The sequence below is a fragment of the Cohnella phaseoli genome, assembly GCF_003386235.1.
In the GTDB taxonomy this organism is placed as follows: Bacteria; Bacillota; Bacilli; order Paenibacillales; family Paenibacillaceae; genus Cohnella; species Cohnella phaseoli.
In genome coordinates this window covers 87,517-110,827 of sequence record NZ_QRDZ01000006.1, presented here as the reverse complement: position 1 = coordinate 110,827, position 23,311 = coordinate 87,517, and the positions used below count along the sequence as shown (strand labels likewise).

The window sequence follows — 23,311 nt, the reverse complement described above, 5'->3', positions numbered from 1 at the left end:
ATCACTTAATCGATCATCTTGTGTACGACCCTACTCAGGGGACATCCCCTGATCTTATGTTCAACAGGAGAATTTCACGACGGCCGAGGCAAACGCTCCGCTCCTACAGGAGATACACGCCCCTCTTTCTCATCGTTTACTTATTTTGTCATCCCTTCCTAGTATCCAAATAATGCTGAACGCCGTCCAGAATCCGCTCCAGCCCGAAATCGAAGTCGTTGCCGACCGTGCTCGTCTGTTCGTTCTCCCCCGCGTAAGTTCCCGACATGACCATCGGATACAAGTGAGGGAAGTTGTCCGGCTTGACCAACTGCTTCAGGGCCGCGCTGTATTCCAGCCCGTTAAACGTATCCGGATTGGCCCCCGCCTTGAGCGCCTGGCCGAAATCGCGGTTGATCAGCCCGACGGAGCGGCTGTAGCTGCTCAGAAGCAGCAGGATCGACATTTTCTCGTGCTCGTTCAGCGGAAAGGAGCGCATCGTCCCCAGCATCCAATCGACGATCTTCAGCGTGTTCGGCATGATCGGGATGGAGGTTACCGGGATATCCCCGAACCAGGGATGCTTGACGAATACCTCCACGCACGCCCATACGTACTCCCGCATCTCGGCCCGCCAATCCCCGCTCTTTCTTTCCGGTAACTCCAGCTCGCTTACGGAATCGTACATCAGCATGAGCAGATCGTCTTTGCTGGCGATATACCGATAGAGCGACATTGTCGTGAAGCCCAGAGACGACGCCACCCGGTTCATCGATACGGCGGCAAGGCCGTCCCCGTCGGCCAGCGCGACCGCGGCGTCGACGATCTTCTTGACGCTGAGTTCTCCTTTTGGCCCCCGAGTTGAAGGTTTGACCAGCCCCCAACCGAGCTTGGCGCCGTTCGGCAGCTTCTGCAGCGCCTCTTCGTCCAGCCCGTCTCCAACATTCCCATTGCGTGTCCGTTCCATCGTTCTCTCCTTGAAGGGTGAGCGAGCTTCGCCAAGAAGCCGCGCAGAAAGTGTATATGATGTAAACAGTATATCACAACTGCCGGCAGAAGCTTGAATTATCCGACACACGAAACCGCTATCGCATGCACGCTCACACTTTCCTAACACTTTTTTAAAACTTTCGGCAAAAAAACTAATAAATTTGTGGGAAAATGGATTTTGTCGGCAACCAGATGTAGCTTCAATAGACGAAATCGTAAGCCGGGAGAGGTGGCCCATGACGCCCTATAAGGTTCTCATCGTGGATGACTCTAGCTTGGTGCGCAGCATTCTGACCAAGCTATTTGCCAAGGACGACAGCTTCATCGTAGTCGGAGAAGCGAGAAACGGATTGGAAGCGATCGAGATGATCGTTTCGAAGCGCCCCGATCTCGTGACGATGGACATCGAGATGCCGGTTATGGACGGGCTGACGGCATTGAAGCAAATTATGCACGATTGCCCCGTTCCCGTCATTATGGTCAGCAGCTATACCGACGAAGGATCGGAGTACGCACTGGAATCGCTGGATAGCGGAGCTTCCGACTTCTATTTCAAGGACCTGCTCCTGCAACCGACGGACGAAGGGCTTCACGAAGAAAATTTTCTGCTGCGCTGCAAAGTCGCTATGAAGCAGAAATACAAACCCATATCCGACCAATTGTTTAAAATTCAAGAGCAAAATCACCAACTTATTTTGGAATCGTTTTCACATTTAGTCAAAATCGAAGAAGATTTGACGATCGTGCACGAAGAACTGCGAGGAACGCTGCGAGGGCAGCGCGGCCTTATTTTGAAGCTGTGCCGCACAAACGGAAAATACATATGCATGTTCGGCGAAGGCGAGCTGTTGAGCTTGTTCGGAATGCCCTCTTCCCAGTTGGCCGGCAAAGATACCGTCGAGCTGTTCTCCCAGGAGCTGGCGCGTTATCAATCCGCCTTCTACAATCAGGCCTGGAACGGAGAAAAGCTGATCAGCTACGAGATGCAGTGGAAAGGCCTTTATCTGCTGACCCATCTTCGCCCTGTCTTCCGGGACGGAGAGGTGATGAGCATTCTGATGGTCAGCTTCGACATCAGCCCGCAGCGCCAGATGGAGCAGAGAGTCGTCTTCCTTCGGGACAACGACGCGCTGACCAAGCTTCCCAACCGATCCTCTCTCATGCGCTGGCTGGACGAAACGATCCGTCAGACGCAATCGCTTCTTACGATCGCTTCGATCGATCTCGATCACTTCAAAGTCGTTAACGATGTGTTCGGTCGTAACGTAGGCGATCGTATTTTGCAGATCATCGCCAGGCGCATCGAAAACTGCGGGCTGTACGAGAAACACTTCTATACGGCGCGCATCGGCGGAGACGAATTCGTGTGCGCTTATACTTCAAGCAGCGAGAAGTCCAGCCGACTGCTCGCAGAAGCCATCTTCCAGAGCTTGATAAAGCCGATCTCGCTGGACGATCAACAGCTTCCCATGCGCATCAGCATGGGGCTCTTCTCCGGGGAGGCGAGCGGATACGGCGCGTACGAGCTGCTCGCCAATGCGGAGAATGCGATGTACGTCGCCCGCAAACAGGGCGGCCATCAGATGAAGTTCTGGGAGCCTTCGCTGAACGAGCAGATCAAACGCCGGGTTCAGATCGAGCTGCAGCTTAAGAAAGCGATCGAACGGCAGGAGCTTCGACTCGTCTATCAGCCTCAATACGATTGCCTCAACGGGAATGTAATCGGCTTCGAAAGCCTGATCCGTTGGAGAAATCCGCTTCTTGGCGACGTGTCTCCGGTCGAGTTCATCCCGATCGCGGAAGAGTCCGATTGCATTATCGAAATCGGAGAATGGGTGCTGCAGCAAGCATGCCGCTTCGGCAAGCAGCTGCATGCGGAGACGGACTCTCCTCTGAAAATCGCCGTCAATCTGTCCTCCAAGCAATTTGCCGACGTTCATCTGTGCGCTACCGTTAAGCACATTCTTAACGATACGGGGATGAACCCTAATCTGCTTGAGCTGGAAATTACCGAGAGCATGGCGATGGATGCACAGACGACAATCGCAACGATGCGGGGGCTGAAAGACATCGGCGTCAAGCTCGCCATGGACGATTTCGGCACAGGCTACAGCTCGCTCCGGTGGATTAAGGAGTTTCCTCTCGATTGCTTGAAGATCGATCGCTCCTTCATCATGGATATTTGCTCTAACGTATACAATCATTCCATCGTCAAAACGATTGCGGCACTGACCGAAAGCCTCCAGCTGCAGACAATCGCCGAAGGCGTTGAAAACGAGGATACTGCGAAAATTTTGAACGGATTCGGCTGTACGATCCATCAAGGCTTCCATTACAGCAGGCCGATCGAAGAACACGATGTTTCGAACACCTTCCGCATTTTGACGAGAAGCGTTGGAGATTGAACCAATATCGCGGCGAAAAATAGGCTTATTCAAGATCGTTTAAGCGTTGGGACGTAGTTCGAGAAGCTTGCCTCCGGGGACGTCGTAGACGTATTCCCCGGAGTAACCTTCGCCATTAGCCCCGAACCATTCGAACGACACGCGCAGCCTGCGATCGTCCAGCCATTCCTCGGACCGGAACAGCGGGTCGGAACGGTGCTCGTTCACCGTCGTCTCCCCGCCCCATTCCCGCCGCAGCGCTTCGAGATCCGGCAGTTCGATTTCCGAGCCATCCCGCGCATCGATCACAATCGTTCCTCCCCAAGTGCGAGCCTCATAGGATACGGCCGCATAACGGCTGTTCGGGGACCAGACAAAGGAATGACTGTAGTACCCCATAGTCGACCATAGCTCTTCCCCTGAGCTTGCTTTCACGAGTCGGATCCCTTCCGCGGGATGCAAGCCGCCCGCGGCGATACCCTCATTTACGCCATAGGCTTCGACCACATACTTGCCGTCCGGCGATTCCGCCGATTCGTTGTTCACGCCCAGCTCCGCTAACCCGCTCTCCCCATGGGAAGCCGCTGCCTGTTCATCCTCGACGAAACGAAAATCCGTTAACTCGTATTTTCCTTCCTTATAGCCGACTTCTGCAGTCAGCTCGCCGATGTATTCGGGCATCGCCCCCTGTTCCGGAACGCCTAGCCCTATTACGACCTGCAGCCCCGCTCCGGCTATTTCGTAGCCAATCCAATTCCCGAACGACAATTCCTTGTCCGCATACCGGCCAGGAATGTCATGGCTTGCCTTCAGCCTGTCGATCGCTTGATCGATCTGGGATCTGACGTCGTCCACCGACAGCGGATAATCGCGGAGATCGTCAAGCTCGACGACGTGCAGCTCCTCTACGGAAATTCCCGTTCCCGACCCGATATATAGATTAACGGCCAACTCGTCCTGGCCATCGGCATCGAAGTCCCCAATCTTCAGCCTGGGCTCTATTCCGCGCGGAGTCATGTAAATCCAATCGTACTGCCGCGTGAGATCGCCGACTTGCAGTGTAACGCCATTCTCTTCGGCGAACAGATAGATGCTCCGCTCGGGAATCGAGGCCAGTACATAGGTCTGAAAAGTCTCCTCGTCCCCAGGGATCGGCTGCTCGTGCGCGACATTAGTCGCAGCACCTGCTGCAGGTCCCTCTTCCTGCGATAGAGATTCGCCGACTGCCGCCGGGCTTAGGTTTATATTTCTATCGGAACAGGATGCCAGTAGCAGCCCGCCGGTGATGAGTCCGATTAATGCGAATGCCCTGGTTTTGCCGAGATCAATGGACACGATTTCCGCCCTCCGCCGGTATGTGATTTCTTCTTATATTAAGACGCGGCGAATTGGGAAAAAGTTTAGAAGATTTCCAAAAAATCCAGAAATAAATCGCGCTCCCCTTCGGCTTGCTCCGTTCCCGATTGCGGCATCTTCCTGCCTCCTCCCTCTCGTCGTTACAGTCCCAGGCTCGCCAGCCAGCCGGTAAGCTCCTCTTCCCTTGCCCTGCCGTCCTGTTTTTCCTTCTTAAGCTTGCCGAGCCGACGCTCGGCTACAAGAGAGCCGTCCAGCATAAACAGAATGCGCTCCGTCTTCGCCGCTACCTTAACATCGTGGGTCACAAGCAAAATCGTCGTACCGGATTCATTGATATCGGCGAGCAGGTCCATTATCTCTCCCGCGGTTTTGGAATTAAGCGCGCCGGTCGGCTCGTCTCCGAACACGATTTCCGGCTGATTGATCAGCGCCCGACAGATGGCGGCTCGCTGCAGCTGCCCTCCCGACGCCTGCGTAATGTTCTTGCCGGCTAGCTCGGCAATGCCTGACTTCCGCATATATTCCAGCGCTCTTGAGTTAATCTCCTTGCGGCTGCTGCGCTTGGCCAGATAAGCGGACAAAACGATGTTGTCGAAGAGGGTCAAGTTTTTAAGCAGATGGATGTGTTGAAAAATAAACCCCATTTTCTCCAGCCTTAGCTCGGACAGCCGCTTCTCGGAGTACGAGGAGATTTCCTCGCCGCCAAACGTTACGCTGCCGGAGCTGGCTCGATCCATGCCGCTCAAGCTATAAAGCAGCGTAGACTTGCCCGAGCCCGACGGCCCCATTACCGCTATAAATTCGCCCTTGCGAACTTGCAGGTTCACTTTTTTCAGCGCCTGTTGTCCGTCATTGGGGCCGCTTGCATACGATTTGCTTAACTCTTTCGCTTCCAACAGCACTCCCATCGCAATTCCTCCTTGTTAGGGCGTGTATGCATACACGCCCTAGGTCGCATTCATCTCCGATATGTTCATTTTCCTGATCGATACGAGGCTGACAAGCGCCGTAACGGATACGGCGGCAAGCAGCAGAAGCGGATACAGCACGTAAGCCTGAAGCGGATCGATGGCGAATTGAATGCGCGCGGCTCCCATAAACGACATGGCGAATCCCGCAACGCTCTGTCCCGCCGTATTGGAGAGCACGGTTCCTACGGCGATGCCGACGGCAAGCACGATTAGCGCCCTCGTCGCATACTGGATGCGGAGATGCCTCAGCGAGAAACCGATGCTCCTCATAATTGCGATTTGACCGGCGTCCTTGGCTACGGCCATCTTCAGGAACAGCGCCGTAATGAGCGCCGATACGAGCAAAGCGACGGCCGTGGCCACTCTCGTGACGAGCCTGAGCTGATCGATCGTATTGCCGAACGTCTGCGCCATGTAGCCGGCCAGATCGGTCACCTTCGCCGGATTCATCTCCTGCGCGTACTGCTCCCTCTTGGCGGCGACGTCCACCCCGGGTTTCAGATCGACGGCAAGCTCGTAGCGAAGCACCGTTTCGGGCCGAACGGGCAGCGCCGCCTTGGCCGTGCGGCCCCCGTTCGTTACGTCTTGATAGATGCCGCTCACCTTAAGCGTTGTTTCCCGACCGTCCACGATAAGCAGGATCGGATCGCCCACCTTCTTCTCCATTTCTTGGCCGTTCAAATAGGAGAGCGCGATCTCGTCGGCCCGCGACGGTGCCGCTCCCTGCAAATATTCCAGCTGGAACGTCGTGAAGTCCCCGGTTTCCACGGTCATATTCTCAAGCGCGCCTTCGGCGCCGATCGTCTTGAACGAGCCGACGAGCACCGCGGCGTAGCGCTCCACGTCGCTGTCGTTCTTCAGCTGCCCGAGTATGCGCTCATAGTCGTCCTCGGCTGAGCCGGCGTGCTGCAGATCGATACGCAGATCGCTCTTCTCGATGCCCATATAGTTGTTAAAGTCGGGAGATTGCACCGTATGAAAAAAGTTGATCGGCACAAGCATAATAAACGAGCTGATTATAAAGACGAATAGCAGCATCCGATACATCTTAAAGCGGCCGACGATATCCTTGACGGCGAGAAACAACGGGACGCTGAGGGTTCTGCTTCTGTGCAGCGACGGTTTCGTTCCGGACGGCCGCGCTTCCCCCGCCGTTCCGGAGCGCAGCGCTTCCACTGCCGAAATCCGATTAAACCGCCTTAAAGTCAACATGCAAAACAAAACGACGATGGCGAAAATAAAGAAAGCGGCGGCAATTGGAACGAGCTGTAGCGCCGGCCCCTTCGGTGCTGTGCCGATATAAAGCATAATGTTGCGGGTAAACAGCGGATGAAGCAGCAGCGACGTCGCATAGCCGATAACGGATGCGATTGCGGCCGTCATCACGTATTTCAGCAAATAGAGCTTGCGAATCTCTTTGGGTGCGATCCCGATCGCCTTCATAACGCCGATCTCCCGGTAATCCTCTTCGATCGCCGCAAGAATCGTAAATCTCAGGCATAGAATCGCAATCGCCCCGATCAAGAAGCTGACCAGAAGAATGACGGCCGCGAGCAGCCCGTCCGTCAATGCGTTCAGCGTGCGGAACAGCGTATGGTCGATAGCCGGCCCCAGCTTCGGCAAGCTCGACGTCTCGTATGCGGTTCTAAATTCGCCAAGCTTGGCGGCATCCTTCAGTTGAAATTCAATCAAATATTCCCGCTCTCCGATTCCGCTGCCGTTAAGCCGGGCAAAATCCCTTTCGTCGACGACAAAACGCTTCGAATGAATAATGGAAGGATTCATCTGCACATCCCGGACAAATTCGGAGACGGTAAGCTCCATGTCGAAGCCTTGGGCGGCGATCCGCACCTTGTCTCCAATTTCCAGACCGTCGCGCTGCTTGTAATAAATCGGGACCGCAACCTCTCCCCGTTTTACCTGTATCACTTGGCTGTCCAGATTAAGCAGCAGGTCGAAGTAAGGATTCTGGCGGACGAAGTAATGGTCCATTACACCGCCGCTTCCGACCGTCGATTTATCGCCCAGCGCAAGATGAGCGTCTTCGATTCTGATCATCTCGGCGGTCTGATGCTGCCGAACAAGGCTGTTGTCCCGCGCCCACCGATCGATATACGCACGATCGACTTCTCCGGCATGCATCTGCACGTAGTGCGGCACGCCGGATTTGGCGAACAGCGCTCCGAGCGAGTTGGACAACTCGGCGATCATATTCGCTCCGCTGGAAGCGAGCAGCGCCGATAGCGCGATAAACACAAGCAAAGCCGCGGAAATGCTTTTGTTGCGAAGCCAATCCCTTCTCAGCATCCGAATAAGCATCTTCTTGACGTCAGCTCCCTTCCCCGACTGCGGCCGGACCGTTCGTCTCTTTCGTTACTACGCCCATCATATAAGCGAAGCTGCCCCGCTCCGCCCCCAGAGTCGATTCCATGACGGCGGCGAAAGCGGTCGCCTTCTTCGCCAGCTCCTCCGGCTCCCACTGAAAGATGCCTTCATCGAACAGAAACTGCGACGATACAAGCAGAAACTCCACCGTTTCACGCGGGTACTGCGTATGAAAAACTCCTTCCTTTATCCCCTGCTCGATAATTTCCGTCAGTACGGGCACAAGGCGGACGATGGTCTCCACCAGGCTTTTCTGATGCATCTGCGCATTATCGACCTGGTGAAGCTGCTCGATCATCCGTTCCTTCCCCCCCGTTTCCGGGCCGCCGGACGCAACGATCCGAAACATTTTCTCATGGGCGGTCAGCGTAGTGTCTGCGGCGATTGCTTTGGCCGCCTCCACCCCCGATTCGATATACCGCATCACGATCGCATCCATTACTTCCTCTTTCGACTGGAAGTGATAATAGAACGTTCCCTTGGCGATCCCAACCTCGTGCAAAATATCGTTAATCGTCGCGCGAGAATAGCCTTTAATCGCAAACAGCCTTTCGGCGGCATCCAGAATTTCGTTTTTCCTTTCCTCGGGCTTCTTGGAGACTCTCATTAACGTTCCCTCCGAATGATTCCTCTTCATTAGACCGACCGTCGGTCTATGAGTGATAGTAACATTTTACCAGTCCGCCCGTCAATAACCCTTCATAGAAAAACCGCTCCCCTGCGTCCATAGGACGAAGGAGAGCGGCTGCGTCTGATTCGTTAGTTTTCCAGAAATCCTTTTTTGAAAATGTCCAGCAAATATTCGAGCGTCGTCGGATCGCTGTACGAAGAGGCTTCCGTATCGATCTCGATCACTTTGCCGTCTTTCACGGCCGGGATATTTTTCCACGTCTCCGAATTCAGAAACGCGTTGTCTCCAGTACTACTTTTGCTCAAGACGATAAAATCTCCGGCATATTCGGGAATAACTTCAAGGGACAGCGTGTAGTAGCCAGGCCCGAGAGCGTCCGCTTCTACCTTATCGGTCATCTTCAGCCCCATCGCCTGGTACAAAATTTCGGTTCCGCGCGCCCAATTGTTGCCGAATACATAGAAATCCTTCGCATCGTATTCCAGCACGGACACGGTTACGTCGGCACCGTGCTTCGCTTTGATCGCTTCTCCCGCCGCTTTGGCGCGGCTGGTAAAATCGTCGATCCACGCCTGCGTCTCCGCTTCCTTGTTGAGCAGCTTGCCGATTTCGAGCTGCTGCGCCAAATAGTCCAGCTTGCCCCACGTATATATAATGGTAGGGGCGATCTCGCTCATCTTGTCGAGGTTGCTCATCCAGGAGCCGGCAATGATCAGATCGGGCTCAAGCTCGATAATCTTCTCCAGATCGGCATCGGATACCGTCTCTACCGAGGCTAATTTATCGGTGAACAGCGGATTTTTCTTCGTCCACTCGTCCACGCCTACCAATTGCCCGCCCAAGGAAATAATGTTCGGCGCGTTCGTCAAGCCGATAATCCGCTGCGGGTTGGCCGGAATCTCCACGGGACCGTTCTCGGATTCGTAGGTGACGGTTCCGGAGCTTGGGTTCTGACTCGCAGCTTCGCTGCTTGCCGGAGCGCTGCCCTCCGGAGCGGCGCTTGACGAAGCGCCGGCATGGCTTGGCTCGGAGGATTGCTTGCCTCCGCATGCGCTAATAATCAGAACAAACATTAAAATGACAGGCAAAAAAACTTTTTTCATGATTGAACTCCCCTCGACTATAAAACTTCAACATAAAGCAATGGATTGGACATAATTGACAATGAGAATCATTTTCAAACTACACTATAATATCATATCGATTGCTGACGAATTGTCAAGATGCTCTGGAACTTGGCGCTGTCCATGGAGCATCGGCCCCGATCCTTGAACAGGTATGCCCTCCGCAAAATAATTGGGCCGACCGTGTCGCGCACAAGAGCACACTTACGACGAGGTCACCGCCAAGATGAAAACGGTCCGCCAGACCTTTACGCAGTCGAATAGATATAAGCGGGATTGACCAACCCCGGCACCTAAATGGAAAAACTGGACGCTACGAGACTATAGGTAGAGGATGTAAAGCCGTAAAAAAAAGCCTTCCCATCCGGCGGCGTAAGCCACAGAGACGGAGAAGGCTTTTTTGTTTAACGATAAGAATAAGTGCAGCCGTCGAGGAGGTTATTTCCAAGCGTCCGCGTCGCTCTTAGGCTTGCGGGCGCTCTTGTGCTTGTTGACCAGCTTCGGCAAATGCTTGATGCCCCGCATCATAGCGCCTTTGCACATCGGGCATTCCGGGGAAGCGGACGATGCCAGCTCCTCTCGGATCCATACTTTGCATTCGGAGTTTCGGCAGCGCCAGATCGGCACCGGCGACAATTCAGGTTTAACGGTTTCCATTCGTGTGCTTTCACCTCGTGCTTATAGCCCATGCTCTTCTTTGATTTTGTAGAGACCCTGCAACAGCATATCTGAAGGATCCCGATTCAGAAGCATGTGCGTAAACAGAAGATGAAGGGGAATTGCGCATACATTATTGCCGTCGCGAATCGACGGGAATCCGGTTTCAAATACGGGGCCGTGCTCCTGATTCCAAGCCAAGCCTGCATGTACCTGCTCTGGAGCAAATTCCTCGGTAACCGCCTTGATGCATTGCGGAACGAGCACGTTGTCAATCAGCCCTCTGGCTTCGGCTTCGTCGGCAGGCGGCTTAGGGAACGGTTTGCCCCCTTTGGTTTTCATTAGTTCGATGAAAAACGACGCCATCCATTCCGAAGGATTGCCTCCTCCTTGGAACTTGGCGACCAGCTCGCGCAGGAAAAAGCCGCATTCGTAGCCGTCGTTCTCCTCGTCCTTCACTTGAAAAACAAACACAGGGCCGTAAACGTCCTGGTTTAACACTTGCCCTTCCACATGCTCGAAGTGCATTCTTAGCGCGACAAGGCCGTTATGATGGACCGCCTTGACCAGTTCGGCAAATTTCTCTTCTTGGTTTGTCTCTTGGCCGTCGTTTGCCGCGTTCGTTGTCTCATTATTGTTCATTGTCTGCTCACCCGTTTCTCATCATACCACGAATTGCGAAGATGTTCACCTGACGATCATCCGAACAGCGGAGAACGGATCCCATAAAACGTCAGCGTCAGAGCGTGCATCGCCCTTGTGCAGGCGATATACAGCAGGCTTCGAAACATTTCCGTCCAATAAATGGCGGAATCGACAAACGTCCCGTCTTCATTCTCCTGGAATGAGAGCGGGACGTTTGGGGTTCGCCTGTCCTGTATTCCGCCTACAGGAAGTTACGTCCGGCGCATATAAGCACGAACGGTGATCGGCGCGAAAATCGCGACGATGACGGCGGCTCCGAGCAAAGAAATGCCGAGATCCCAGCCTACCGTTCCGGAGTTCGCCAGCTCGCGGACGGCCGTTACGAGATGCGAGACCGGATTGATGTTGACGAACCATTGCAGCCACTTCGGCATCGTCTCTACCGGCACGAAGGCGTTGGACAGAAACGTGAGCGGAAACAGCACAATCATTGAAATCCCCTGCACGCTTGAGGCGGTGCGAGCGATGACGCCGAAAAATGCGAAAATCCAACTGATCGCCCACGAACAGAAAATGACCAGCACCGCCGCAAGAGCGACGCTCCCCAAACCTCCGTCCGGACGATAACCCATCAGATAACCCATGGAAAAGGTAAGCACGGTGGCGATCGTATAGCGGATCGTGTCAGCCAGCAAGGCACCGGCCAGAGGCGCGATCCGCGCGATCGGCAGCGACTTGAACCGGTCGAACACGCCTTTGTCCATATCCTCGCGCAATTGCACGCCGGTCACGATCGAGGTTGTAATGACGGTCTGTACAAGTATGCCCGGAATAATGACGGGCAAGTAGCTGACCACGTCGCCCGAGATTGCCCCGCCGAAAATGTAAGTAAACATCAGCGTGAACAAAATCGGCTGCAGCGTAACGTCGAAAAGCTGTTCGGGCGTGCGTCGGATTTTCAGCAGGCCTCTGTAGGCCATCGTTAACGAATGGCGCACCGATTGCCCGAAGCTCGTATGGTTTTTCAATTGACGGGCGGGTCCCGCTTTAACGGATGCGGTTCTCATGCGCTAACCTCCTCTTTTTCTTTGACGCCTTCGCCTGTAATCGTAAGGAATACCTCGTCAAGCGTCGGCTTCTGCACGCTCATCTCGGCCAGGCGAATCCCTTTGGCGCGGAGCGCGACTAGCAAATCGGTCACCAGATCGGCATTCGCCATCGGCGCGGTGATGACGCCGGCTTCCGAAGATACGCCGGATACGGCTTGAAGCACTTGCTCGACCGTGCGCCGAGCCTCCGGAACGTCCGTCGCCTGCTCCACGCGCAAATGCAGCGATGAAGTGCCGACAGACGTCTTCAACTCGTCAACGGTGCCCTCGGCGACGACGTGCCCGCGGTCGATGACCGCGATCCGGTCGGCCAATTGGTCCGCTTCGTCGAGATATTGCGTCGTGAGCAGAACGGTCGAGCCCGTCTTCACCAGTCGGCGAATCGTCTCCCACATTTGTGCGCGAGTGCGCGGATCGAGGCCGGTCGTCGGCTCATCCAGGAAGATGAGCGGCGGCTGGGCGATCAGGCTTGCCGCCAAGTCGAGACGGCGGCGCATCCCTCCCGAGAAGTTTTTGAGCGGACGCTTCGCCGCTTCCGTCAAGCCGAATTCCTCAAGCAGCTCCTCCGCCTTGGCTTTGGATTCCGCCCGTCCCAGTCCGAGCAGCCGGGAGAAAATAATTAAATTTTCGGTCGCGCTAAGCGACTCGTCTACCGAAGCATACTGTCCGGTCACTCCGATTAATTGGCGAACAATTTGCGATTCCTTGACCGCGTCGTAGCCGAACACGCGCGCCGATCCTGCATCCGGCCGCAGCAGCGTGGCCAGCATGCGGATCGTGGTCGTTTTGCCCGCGCCGTTCGGTCCGAGCACGCCGTATATCGAACCTGCCCGCACCTTCAAGTCTACTCCGTCTACGGCCCGATTATCGCCGAACACCTTAACGAGTCCGTGCGCCTCGACGGCCCATTCGTTATTTTTATACATTTCGCTTCCTCCTTGTATTGGCTCAACACTTAGAAAAATAACGTACGTTTATGAACTGAGTATGAACATCGATTGATTTTCTGTTTCTATTGTAAAAAGCGGCGAACCGGCATTAAACCGCCCGCAGCATGGTTTGCGAATCGGTCTTGAGGAGGAGGAGTTTTCCCGGCGAGGCCAATCGGAGCGAGGAGAAGGATACGGTACGGAAGAGTGAAGAGACTGCTTTAAGGCTTTGCGCTGTTTTTTCGCATGCGCTCTCTTGCAAATCGTGATAAAATGCAGTTCTAGATAGACGTGTACTTGGAGGTGCCATTCGAATGAATAATCGAACATTTGCCTTTATCGGCTCTTACGCGAGCGAAGACGGCCCCGGCCTATACGCCTGCTCTTACGACGAACAAAACGGGCGATTGACGATCGTGGATCGTGCCGACGGCCTGCCCAATCCGACATTCCTCGTACCGAACGAGAATATGGGGACGATTTATGCCATTACCGAGGGAGCGGACGCGGAAGGACGGCGCTGCGGCGCTGCCGCTGCATTCCGCTTCGATGCGTCCGAAGGGCGCTTGCGGAAGCTGAACGAGGAGCTCACGACGCCTGCGACAACTTGCCATATCGAGCTTGATCGTACGAGCCGACTGGCTTTCACGGCGAGCTATCACGGCGGTTTGTTAGGCGTCTCGCCTATTCTAAGCGACGGACGAATCGGCCCTTCGGCCGGAGTTTATCGGCATGAGGGGAACAGCGTCCTGCCCGTCCAATCCCAAGCAAGAGTCCATTCGGTCATCGTCGACCGTCAGAACCGCTATGCGGTCGTCTCCGATCTCGGATTGGACAAGGTGTTCGTCTACCGGATCGATTCGGCGGACGAATCGCTATCCCTTCGGAGCGAGACAAGCATTGCTCCCGGATCGGGGCCGCGCCACTTCGTCTTCCATCCTCAGCTTCCGTACGGCTACGGCATTAACGAGCTGAACGGCACGATTACCGTCTACGCGTTCGACGCGGATACGGGGACACTGAGCGTTGCGCAGACGATTTCCACGCTCCCGGATACGTGGCAAGGGGACAATGTCTGCGCGGATATCCATCTGTCACCGGACGGCAAGTTTCTGTACGGCTCCAATCGCGGACACGACAGCATCGCCGTATATCGCGTCGATGCGGCGGACGGCCGCTTGACCCTTGTGCAGCACGCGCCGACATTAGGCGGCCATCCCCGCAATTTCGCCGTCTCTCCGGATGGACGGTTCGTGCTCGTCGCCAATCGCGACGGCAACCACATCGTGACGTTCGCGCGCGATGCCGAGAGCGGCCAGTTGCAGCCGACCGGCATTGAGCTTGAAGTGTCCAAGCCGGTCTGCGTTCGCTTTGCGACGTTCGGATAAATATGTGTCAAACCAATAGAGGAGCGTGAAGCTGCGGTGAAACAACTAATCGTCGGAGACGCCTTGCATGAGCTTAACGTTACGCGCCGTATTCTGGAGCGTTTGCCGGAGGAGCACATGTCTTGGCAGCCGCATTCGAAATCGATGACATTGGGCGGATTGGCGACGCACCTGATCAATCTGTTGAACTGGCAAATCGCGATTCTCCTTCAACCGGAATTTGATCTTTCTGCCGTGCCGGTTCGGCGCGAAGCTCTGCAAAGACGTGAAGAAGTGCTGGAGGAATTCGACGCAAACGTCGCCAAGCTTGAAAAGCTGTTAGCCGAATGCGACGAGGACGCACTCGGACAGGAATGGACCTTGCGCAACGGCGACCATATTATACAGCGTCAACCGCGGGCGCTTGCGCTTCGCACCTTCGGCTTGAGCCACATGGTCCATCATCGGGCGCAGCTCGGAGTGTACCTGCGGCTGCTTGACATCCCGGTGCCGGGCCTTTACGGTCCTTCTGCCGACGAAGAGGGCAAATAAAAATACACAGGTCGCAGAGATCGGCATAAAAGCCGATTTCTGCGGCTTTTTTTCTTCGGCGCACCAACGTCACACAATAAATCGTGTCCCCGCCATTTTCGGTATAAATACACATAAAATGCTTAACGATAAGCCTTCGTTCCTTGCTCCGAATGCCCTATTCTAATCCATGTATGGGATTCCAAGCATATAGAGGAGCGGATCGAAGTGGCAAAAGTAGCGGACAGGTATCTTGTCGTAGACACGTGGAAGGTCGTCGAAGACGGCTTTGACCCGGGCAGAAATCGCGTCTCGGAATCGATATTTTCCCTTGGCAACGAATATATGGGCGTTCGGGCTTATCCCGAGGAGGGCTACAGCGGCGATTCGCTGATCGGTAGCTACTTTAACGGGTTATTCGAGGAAATCAAGGTAGCGGCGCATTACAAAGGCATTATCCGATTTCTGCGCTTTATGGTCAGCGCCGTGGACTGGCTGTATGTGAGAATCAACGTCAACGGCGAGGCGCTGGACCTTGCGACAAGCCCGTTCAGCGACTTCCGGAGAGAGCTTGATTTCAAGCGCGGCAAATATGTGCGCAGCTTCGTCTGGCATCTGGCCGACGGCAAGCAGCTTCGCTTAACGTTCGAAAGATTCGTCAGCATGAACGTATCCAACCTCGGCTGCCAGCGGATCTCATTCGAGCCGCTTAACTTCTCCGGCCAGGTCGACGTTCGAACGGGGCTCGATTTCTCCGTCGTACATGAGGATCAAGGCCGCTGCTTCTGGCAGAGCGTTCGCCACGGCTGGGAGGAAGGCGTAACGGCGATGCTCGGCGAAACGACCGGGACGAAAAATCGGCTGTATTCCGGCTTTGCGATGGACGTGCCGAATGCAGTGCAGACGAAGCCGGTCGAGGCTGAACGTTTTATCGGGCAGGACGTGACGATCCGGCTGACGCAAGGCGAAGCGTCAACCTTCGATAAATTCGTCTTTAACTGCGCGGAGAAGGAGCTGTCGGTGACGAACGATCGGCTGTGGAGCGCTGGGCTGCAGCAAGCAAAAGCTTACGTCGGCGCGAGCTACGAGGAGCTGGAGCAGAGCCAGGCGAATTATTGGGAGAACGTATGGAAGGAGTCTGACATCGTCATTGAGGGCGATCCCGACAATCAACAGGGCATCCGCTTCTGCATTTTCAACCTGTATCAGACGTACCACGGCGACAACCCGGGCTTCAACATCGGCGCTAAAGGCTTGACGGGAGAAGCGTATAGAGGTCTCGCCTTCTGGGATACCGAGTCCTATTGCTTGCCTTTCTATATTTTCAACAATTCGCGGGCCGCCAAAAGTCTGCTTGAATTCCGCTACAAATCGCTGCCCCATGCGCTGGCACGCGCGAAGGAGTTGGACTGCGCCGGCGCCTTCTACCCGATCGCGACAATCGACGGCACGGAAAGCTGCGATCTCTGGCAGCATTCGAATCTTCAGCTGCATGTGGGCACGGCCGTCGCATACGGTATCCGCCACTATGCGAGCATGACGGATGATCTCGATTTCCTCTATGACAAGGGACTGGAAATGCTCATTCAAATTAGCCGCTTCTACGCCACTCGTGGTCAATGGGGGCAGAAGACCGGCTTGTACGGCTATTTCGGCGTCATGGGGCCGGACGAATTTCAGCTCATGGTCAACAACAACTGCTATCTGAACCTGATGGCGAAAAAGCTGTTCGAGTATACGCTGGAAGTCATCGACCGCATGTCCGGGGAAGCCGAAGAAGCGTTCCAAGCGCTGGCCGAGCGGCTTGACCTGACCGCGGAAGAGCAAGTGGATTGGCGAAGCAAAGCGGAGAAAATGAAAATTCCGCAGGACCCCGAGACCGGCATTTACGAGGAGCACGACGGTTTCTTCGATATGCCCCATCTCGACATTCATTCGATTCCGGTGACGGAATTTCCGCTCTATTCGCATTGGTCGTACGATCGTCTGTACCGATACGACATGATCAAGCAGCCGGATGTGCTCATGTTCATGTTCCTATACAGCGGAGACTACACGATAGCCGAGAAAATCGCCAACTACGAGTATTACGAATCGCGCTGCATCCATGAGTCCTCGCTCTCCCCTTCCATCCACTCCATTCTGGCCGCGGAGATCGGGAAGGAAGCGGAGGCCTACAGCTTTTTCGAATTTGCGACTCGGCTCGATCTGGACAACTACAACCGCAATACGCGTGAGGGCCTGCATACAACCTCCATCGCCGCCGCTTGGATGAACATCGTCTACGGCTTCGGGGGCATGCGCTCCGACGGCGGGCGTCTCTCGTTCCGCCCTACCCTTCCTGCGCGCTGGGACGGCTATAGCTTCCCGGTCTCCTACAAGGAATCCAAGTTGCTCGTGGAAGTCGACAAACAACGCGTTTCCATTAAGGTCGTCTCCGGCAATCCGGTGGACATTGCGATCTATGGGCGTAGCTGCAGCATCGACTCCACGGGCATGACGTTCGAGCTTGAACAGCTTGTTGGGCAATAATTCTCATGGAGAAGCCTGCTGGGAAAAATAAGACGCCCGCAACCGATCGTTACAAATCGGTTGCGGGCGTCTTCATTTAATAAAGCTTTTACGAGTGCTCGTCCGCTCCAATATCAACGCTGGACCCTTGCACTCGTGCGTCTCCGTCTATATCGGAGGTCCCGATAATAGACAGATCGATTACTCCCGCATTGATGGCCGGGGAAGACGCCGTCAGATGCAAATCTCCGGTTGAGGCACTCACCAAGAGCGGATCGGTGAACAAAGAGTTGGCATCGTTGCCGCTCGCCGTCTTGTAGGCGGAGAACCCGGTGTAGGTCACGCCCTTCCAGCGCCACTTGGCCCCGGCCGAGCCGCCCGGAGCATCAAACAGATTGTAGTCGATGACATTCCCGCTGTTGAGCGTATAGTCGTTAAAGAACAGAATATTGCTGGAGCTGGCCACCATAATATTGTTCTTTACGATATTGTTCTTCGTATCGTATTGAATGAGAAGCTGCCCGCCGTTTAAACCCTTCGTATCGTTCTTGTACAGGGTGTTCCCTACAATCGTGCAATTGACGGTAGAGCCTCGCCCGGTATCGTAGCCCCCCATCGCGATCCCCGTATAATTGTTGTTGTAGACAAAATTGTTGCGAACGGTAATTCCGCTGGTCGACTTGCCGGCATGCTCGCTGGCGATTTCGATGCCGATATCGTTGTTGTAGCTGTAGTTCCCCTCGATAAGGCTGTCCTTGCCGCCGTCCACGTAAATGCCGTCTGCGCCATACTCGCCGTTGGGAAGCGTACGTCCATACGAAGGATTGTAATTGGTCGTGATGTTGTAGACAGTATTCCCTCTGACAGTGCCATTTCTAGCCTGATCGTAAGCCGTAGAAGGGGCGGTCCCCTCGAAGCCGATCAGATCGATGCCGATGTTGTCATTGTCGTGGATCAGATTGTTTGTAATATAGAAAGTATCGACATTGCCGTTAACGACCAGCGATTCGCTGGAGCCGAGCACCAGATTGTACAGCTCGTTCCCGTCTATGGTCAAATTGTTCAGAGAGGCAGGAGCCTTCGTTCCATATACGGCAATTCCGTGGGCATCGCGACCTGCCAGATTCGAGCCTAGCGTTGCCGTATTTTTAATATCGTGAATTTTGTTGTTGCGAATTTCGATTTGGCTGCCCGCACCGTGGATCTGGATGCCCATTGGCACTCTGTTCTTCGTACTCGTCTGAAAATTGCGGATTTCAAAGCCTTTGACGACGATATAGCTGGCATCCTTGATCTCAATCAGGCTGTCTTCGGAGGCTACGCTCAGCCCCGTCCCGTCCAGAATGGCCGCCTGCGAAGCGTAATTCTGGAAGGTGATCGGTCCGGCCGAAGCGGTGCCCGATCGGGTGATTTTCAGCTTCTGATTGTATACGCCTCCCATTACGTGTACCGTGCTTCCTGCCGGAACGGTATTGGCGGCATGCTGTAGCGTTTTCCAGGCTGTCGACGTGCTCGTCCCGGCATTGGCGTCGCTTCCGGTGGTCGATACGTAATAATCCGCGCCGGCAGCATAGACTCGGTGATCTGACGTTACAGCCGAAGAAATTCCGAGTACTACCATCATTGCCGCAAGCAAGACCATCCACTTCTTCATCCTCATTCATCTCCCATTCGCCGTTTTTTAAAGCCGGTTTACCGTCTGCATGAAGTCGCTCAAGCTGCGATCGAACCAACCTTGCCCAGGTCGGCATCACCTCCCTTCCCTATCGGTGCAGTCTCGCCGTATCCGCGAATGTATCGCTCAACGCCGTCCCGCAATAAACTGCAGCACTTCGTCCGCCGTGGGCGCTCCTTTAACGCCTCCTATGCGAAGGGTCGCCATTGCGCCGCAGGCCGACGCGAAACGGAGACATTCCTCGGCCGACGCTTTGTGCAAGCGCGCGTATAGAAATCCGGCGTTGAAGGAGTCTCCCGCGCCTGTCGTATCGATCGGCGATACGCGATACGCTTCGGCGTGAATCCATGCCCCCGAAGACGGCAGCAAAGACGCCCCCTCGCCGCCGCGCTTCAAAGCTACGAACCCCCGTTTCTCAGGAAGGGCGTTCGCCAGCTCTTCAGGGTCCGAGGACCCGAAAATATGCTCGGCCTCCGTCTCGCTCGGTATGAAATAATCGGTATGAGCCAACAGCGAAGCAATGATCTCGCGATCCCAGCGCTCATGCGGATCATATCCGGTATCGAAACTGGTCGTCACCCCCGCCTGCCTAACTTGACGGAACACCTCTTGCCAATGCGGCTTCATACCCTCCTGCAGGAAGAACGAGCCGAAATGAAGATGATCTGCTTCGCGGGCAATTTCGGTTAGAGGAATAAGACTCGGTTCCACTAAAGGAATCGTACCCATGTAGGTCAACAGCGAACGGTCCGTCGGATTGGACAACGAGAAGGTAACGCCGGTCTTCTCCCGATCCGTAATCGCCACGTAATCGGTGTTGACGCCATATTGTTTTAGCTGCTCGATGCAGAAGCGACCGTACTCGTCATTGCCTGCGATGGAGACAAACCTTACCTCCACGCCCAATCGGGCGAGCACGCACGCGGTTATGGCCGATGAGGAACCGAGCGTCAGCTCGAAATGCTCGATCAGCTTTTCCTTGTTCGGCTCCGGCTTCACGTCCGGCCCGGACAGTATCGCATCGGGATTCAGTTCCCCTACAATGTAGACGACTTTGCTCATATCAGTTCCCTCTCTCTAATTCGTGGAATGCTTTGTTTTTCGAAATGTCAGCCACACCGCGGCGCCTTGCAGAGCTCCCGCGCAAGCGAACGCGATCCAGAGCGCCTCCGCCCGCAGCGAGTCGGCGAATGGAAGCAGAACGACCAAGGGGACGACCCGGCCGAAGTTCAGCAGCGATTCGTACAGGACGACGGATTCGATCCGAAACGCCCCCTTCAGCGGCAGCTTGTCCGTCTCGGCAAAAAAGCGGGAAATAAACGTATTGTGATAGACCGGATTCAGACAGGCGACAACGACCAAAAACACAAGAGCCTGTACCGTCCCCGTCCCTCCGGACAGGAGCAGCGCGCCAAGCGCGATGCCGAAGGAGCACACCCCCATATAGACGGGAGCGCGTTCCATCGTCCCCTTGCGGGACATGTAAAAGCTCGACGCTACCGAGACGAGCGATGTCGCCGCCAGCGCAATGCTGACGACATTCTCGCGTTCGAACACCTCGTAGAGCAGCAGCGCCGGAATGAAGAGCGTGAGTCCTTCCAGAAATCCGGTGCAGAACCACAGCCCTAGCAGCTTTGCCCATTGCGAGTTTCGCCGAGCCATCGCCCCGGTCAAGCCAAGCAAATAACGTCTTCGCCTTGAGGGCAGCTTGCCGATAAAGAGGGAGATCGCGAACACTGCCGCGAACACCGCCAAGGTTAAGCCAAAGGCATACAGATAGCCGGTTAATCTCGCGCTTCCGCCGATCAGCCATCCGCCCGCGAGAGGACCGATCAAGCCGGCCCCTGTCAGCATGACCGTGCTGATGCCGACATATCGGACTCGATTCATCTTGGCCGACACGTCGTACAGCAGCACCAGAATACCGGCCCAGTAGAATCCGACGGCAAGCCCTTGGCAAAGCGCGATCGCACCGTAAACCTCGATAATTCCGTCGCCAAGCGTCAGAATAAGCACGAAAAACATCATGTGCAGAATCAGGCTGATTCTCAGAGTATGCAGCCGATCATAGCGTTTCGCGAACCAGCCCCCGATCCAGAATCCGAGCGGCGTCAATGCGTAGAAGAGCGCATTGTAAATGAGATTAAGCGCAAACGATTCGCTCAGCCGCAGAAAATAAATGTTGAAGAACGTCAGAGATACCGAGCTTCCGAAAATAAACAGCCCGTGCATCGCCAAAGCCAAGGCCGCCTCCCGTGGCATGCGTTCCTTCCGAATAACCATGCGTCAAGCTCCCCTGGAACTGGGACGAACGATCAACCGGTTTCACTTAAATCCGGTCATCGTCAGTCCTTTGATGAATTGCTTCTGGAAGATGAGGAAGATGATGACCACAGGAATCATGATCAGCACCGCCGCCGACATGACCACGTTATAGTTCACGACATTTTGCCCGTTGAAAAATACGAGCGCAAGCGGAACGGTCATCTTCGACTCTTCATTCAAAATAATCAACGGCCATAAATAGTTGTTCCATGCAGCCATGAACGAGAAGATCGCGAGCGCCGACAACGCCGGCTTGATCTGCGGAAGAACAAGCGACCAGAACGTACGGAATTCGGACGCTCCATCCATGCGGGCGGCTTCGATCAATTCGTTCGGAATCGCCTCGATGAATTGCTTCGCCAGGAAAACGCCGAATGCGCTCACAAGATAAGGAATGACGATCGCCGACAGATCGTTAACCAGGTTCAGCTTGGAGATGATGATGTAGGTCGGCACCATCACGATTTGAAAAGGAACCATCATCGTCGCCAGAATAACGACGAACAGCAAGCGTTTGCCCCGGAAACGGAATTTGGCGAAGATATAGCCGGCCAACGCGCTGGTGAACATCGCTCCGATCGTAACGATGGCCGAAGTCGACAAGCTGTTCAGGAACCAGCGAAAAAAAGGCACCTCTCCAAGCACTTTTTTGTAGCCCGACAGCGTCGGCTCCTGAGGCAGCAGATGATTGGAGGCGGTCAATATTTCCGAATTGCTCTTGAACGAGGTCAGTATCATCCACAGGTAGGGCACGAACATAAGCAAAGACCCGATCAACAAAGTCGTAAATAGCAGCATATACGACCATTTCCATTTTTTCGTCCGCATGTCGCCCTCCTTAATGCTCCCACTGAGATCTGCCGATCCGCATCTGGATCAGGGTCAGAACAAGGATAATGATCAGCATGACGAATGCCATAGCAGACGCATAGCTCATATTCATGTACGTGAAGGCCTGGTCGTAAATGTTGAGAGCCAGCACGTAGGTTTCGTAAAGCGGTCCGCCCTTGGTCATGATCTGGAACTGGGGGAACATCTGAAAATAAGAGATGCTGGTCATAATGAACACAAACAGCATGGTACGGCTAAGCATGGGAAGCGTGATGCTCCAAAACACATGCCAGGGAGAGGCTCCGTCCAATTCCGCCGCTTCGTAGAGCGATTCGGGAATCGAGTCGAGTCCAGCCATGAACAGCACGATGTTATACCCAACGTCGGCCCACAACGTCATAATAATAATGGACAGAAGCGCTGTGGAAGGATCCGTCAGCCAATCGACGGAAGGCAATCCGAGCATGCCGAGAGCCATGTTCACGACTCCGCTGTCGGCGTTGAACATCGTTGTCCAGATGACGGCGGAGCCGGCCAACGGTGCGATTGCGGGAAGGAAAAACATCGTGCGAAAGCTGTTTTTCCAGAAACGGCCGCGAATCTTGTTAATGCCTATGGCAATAAGCAGCGTAAAGGCGATATTCGCCGGAATGGCCACCGCTACGAAAGTGAAGGTGACGCGCAGAGATTTATAGAACATCTCGTCGGACAGAAGCTCCCGAATATGCTTCAGGCCCGCGAATGGAACAGACGAGGATAACGGCGAATAATCGAAAAGCATCAATACGGTGCCGATTCCGATGGGTATGACGGAGAACACCAAAAATAACAGGACAATCGGCGTCAGCGATAGGAAGATAAACCTTCGTTCCGACACTTGCTGTTTGGACATCTGTAGTCGCCTCCAAATC

General features: G+C 54.7%; 19 protein-coding genes. 4 read left to right on the top strand and 15 right to left on the bottom strand.

Going from position 1 to position 23,311, the window contains the following annotated elements:
- Positions 1-148 precede the first annotated feature (148 nt).
- Positions 149-946, bottom strand: a complete 798-nt coding sequence (locus DFP98_RS09725; RefSeq protein ID WP_116060392.1) for a TetR/AcrR family transcriptional regulator — start codon at positions 944-946, stop codon at positions 149-151.
- A 259-nt stretch (positions 947-1,205) separates the two neighbouring features.
- On the opposite strand from DFP98_RS09725, the gene DFP98_RS09720 reads away from it, so the two are divergent.
- Complete coding sequence (locus DFP98_RS09720; RefSeq protein WP_116060391.1) at positions 1,206-3,374, top strand: EAL domain-containing protein; 2,169 nt, start codon at positions 1,206-1,208, stop codon at positions 3,372-3,374.
- Positions 3,375-3,413: 39 nt separating this feature from the next.
- Here DFP98_RS09720 and DFP98_RS09715 read toward each other — a convergent pair whose 3' ends face one another.
- The 9 genes from DFP98_RS09715 to DFP98_RS09675 all read right to left on the bottom strand — a co-directional run bounded on the left by DFP98_RS09715 (position 3,414) and on the right by DFP98_RS09675 (position 13,157).
- Positions 3,414-4,688 carry a hypothetical protein gene (locus DFP98_RS09715; protein ID WP_116060390.1) on the bottom strand — a complete coding sequence of 425 codons (1,275 nt, stop codon included), beginning with the start codon at positions 4,686-4,688 and terminating at the stop codon, positions 3,414-3,416.
- 161 nt (positions 4,689-4,849) lie between these two features.
- Entirely contained in the window at positions 4,850-5,617 is a 768-nt protein-coding gene (locus DFP98_RS09710; RefSeq protein ID WP_116060389.1) for an ABC transporter ATP-binding protein, read from the bottom strand.
- A 39-nt stretch (positions 5,618-5,656) separates the two neighbouring features.
- Entirely contained in the window at positions 5,657-7,999 is a 2,343-nt protein-coding gene (locus DFP98_RS09705) for an ABC transporter permease (protein ID WP_116060388.1), read from the bottom strand.
- A 10-nt stretch (positions 8,000-8,009) separates the two neighbouring features.
- On the bottom strand, positions 8,010-8,672 hold the full coding sequence (locus DFP98_RS09700; RefSeq protein WP_116060387.1) for a TetR/AcrR family transcriptional regulator: 663 nt from the start codon (positions 8,670-8,672) through the stop codon (positions 8,010-8,012).
- Positions 8,673-8,824: 152 nt separating this feature from the next.
- Positions 8,825-9,799, bottom strand: a complete 975-nt coding sequence (locus DFP98_RS09695) for an iron-hydroxamate ABC transporter substrate-binding protein (RefSeq protein WP_116060386.1) — start codon at positions 9,797-9,799, stop codon at positions 8,825-8,827.
- 459 nt (positions 9,800-10,258) lie between these two features.
- On the bottom strand, positions 10,259-10,477 hold the full coding sequence (locus DFP98_RS09690) for a cold-inducible protein YdjO-related protein (protein ID WP_116060385.1): 219 nt from the start codon (positions 10,475-10,477) through the stop codon (positions 10,259-10,261).
- A gap of 21 nt (positions 10,478-10,498) precedes the next feature.
- Entirely contained in the window at positions 10,499-11,119 is a 621-nt protein-coding gene (locus DFP98_RS09685) for a hypothetical protein (RefSeq protein WP_116060384.1), read from the bottom strand.
- 254 nt (positions 11,120-11,373) lie between these two features.
- Positions 11,374-12,189: an ABC transporter permease gene (locus DFP98_RS09680; protein ID WP_116060383.1), complete on the bottom strand. Its 816-nt coding sequence runs from the start codon at positions 12,187-12,189 to the stop codon at positions 11,374-11,376.
- Positions 12,186-13,157: an ATP-binding cassette domain-containing protein gene (locus DFP98_RS09675; protein WP_116060382.1), complete on the bottom strand. Its 972-nt coding sequence runs from the start codon at positions 13,155-13,157 to the stop codon at positions 12,186-12,188. The genes DFP98_RS09680 and DFP98_RS09675 overlap by 4 nt, the downstream gene beginning before the upstream one ends.
- A gap of 317 nt (positions 13,158-13,474) precedes the next feature.
- Between DFP98_RS09675 and DFP98_RS09670 the strand changes: the two genes are divergently transcribed.
- The 3 genes from DFP98_RS09670 (at position 13,475) to DFP98_RS09660 (ending at position 17,590) form a co-directional block, all read left to right on the top strand.
- Positions 13,475-14,548, top strand: coding sequence for a lactonase family protein (locus tag DFP98_RS09670; RefSeq protein ID WP_116060381.1), 1,074 nt, complete (start codon positions 13,475-13,477; stop codon positions 14,546-14,548).
- A 36-nt stretch (positions 14,549-14,584) separates the two neighbouring features.
- On the top strand, positions 14,585-15,079 hold the full coding sequence (locus DFP98_RS09665) for a DinB family protein (protein ID WP_116060380.1): 495 nt from the start codon (positions 14,585-14,587) through the stop codon (positions 15,077-15,079).
- A gap of 207 nt (positions 15,080-15,286) precedes the next feature.
- A complete protein-coding gene (locus DFP98_RS09660) occupies positions 15,287-17,590 on the top strand; it encodes a glycoside hydrolase family 65 protein (RefSeq protein WP_116060379.1) in 2,304 nt (767 codons plus the stop codon).
- A gap of 88 nt (positions 17,591-17,678) precedes the next feature.
- Here the strand turns inward: DFP98_RS09660 and DFP98_RS09655 are convergent, their stop codons facing one another.
- The 5 genes from DFP98_RS09655 to DFP98_RS09635 all read right to left on the bottom strand — a co-directional run bounded on the left by DFP98_RS09655 (position 17,679) and on the right by DFP98_RS09635 (position 23,292).
- Positions 17,679-19,223 carry a right-handed parallel beta-helix repeat-containing protein gene (locus DFP98_RS09655; RefSeq protein WP_116060378.1) on the bottom strand — a complete coding sequence of 515 codons (1,545 nt, stop codon included), beginning with the start codon at positions 19,221-19,223 and terminating at the stop codon, positions 17,679-17,681.
- Between the two features lie 147 nt (positions 19,224-19,370).
- Entirely contained in the window at positions 19,371-20,306 is a 936-nt protein-coding gene (locus DFP98_RS09650) for a carbohydrate kinase family protein (RefSeq protein ID WP_116060377.1), read from the bottom strand.
- A gap of 15 nt (positions 20,307-20,321) precedes the next feature.
- Positions 20,322-21,527: an MFS transporter gene (locus tag DFP98_RS09645; protein WP_116060376.1), complete on the bottom strand. Its 1,206-nt coding sequence runs from the start codon at positions 21,525-21,527 to the stop codon at positions 20,322-20,324.
- Positions 21,528-21,569: 42 nt separating this feature from the next.
- Positions 21,570-22,397 carry a carbohydrate ABC transporter permease gene (locus DFP98_RS09640; protein WP_116060375.1) on the bottom strand — a complete coding sequence of 276 codons (828 nt, stop codon included), beginning with the start codon at positions 22,395-22,397 and terminating at the stop codon, positions 21,570-21,572.
- Positions 22,398-22,407: 10 nt separating this feature from the next.
- The gene (locus DFP98_RS09635) at positions 22,408-23,292 is read right to left on the bottom strand and encodes a carbohydrate ABC transporter permease (protein WP_116060374.1); all 885 of its coding nucleotides are present in this window, start codon (positions 23,290-23,292) and stop codon (positions 22,408-22,410) included.
- Between the last annotated feature and the right edge of the window lie 19 nt (positions 23,293-23,311).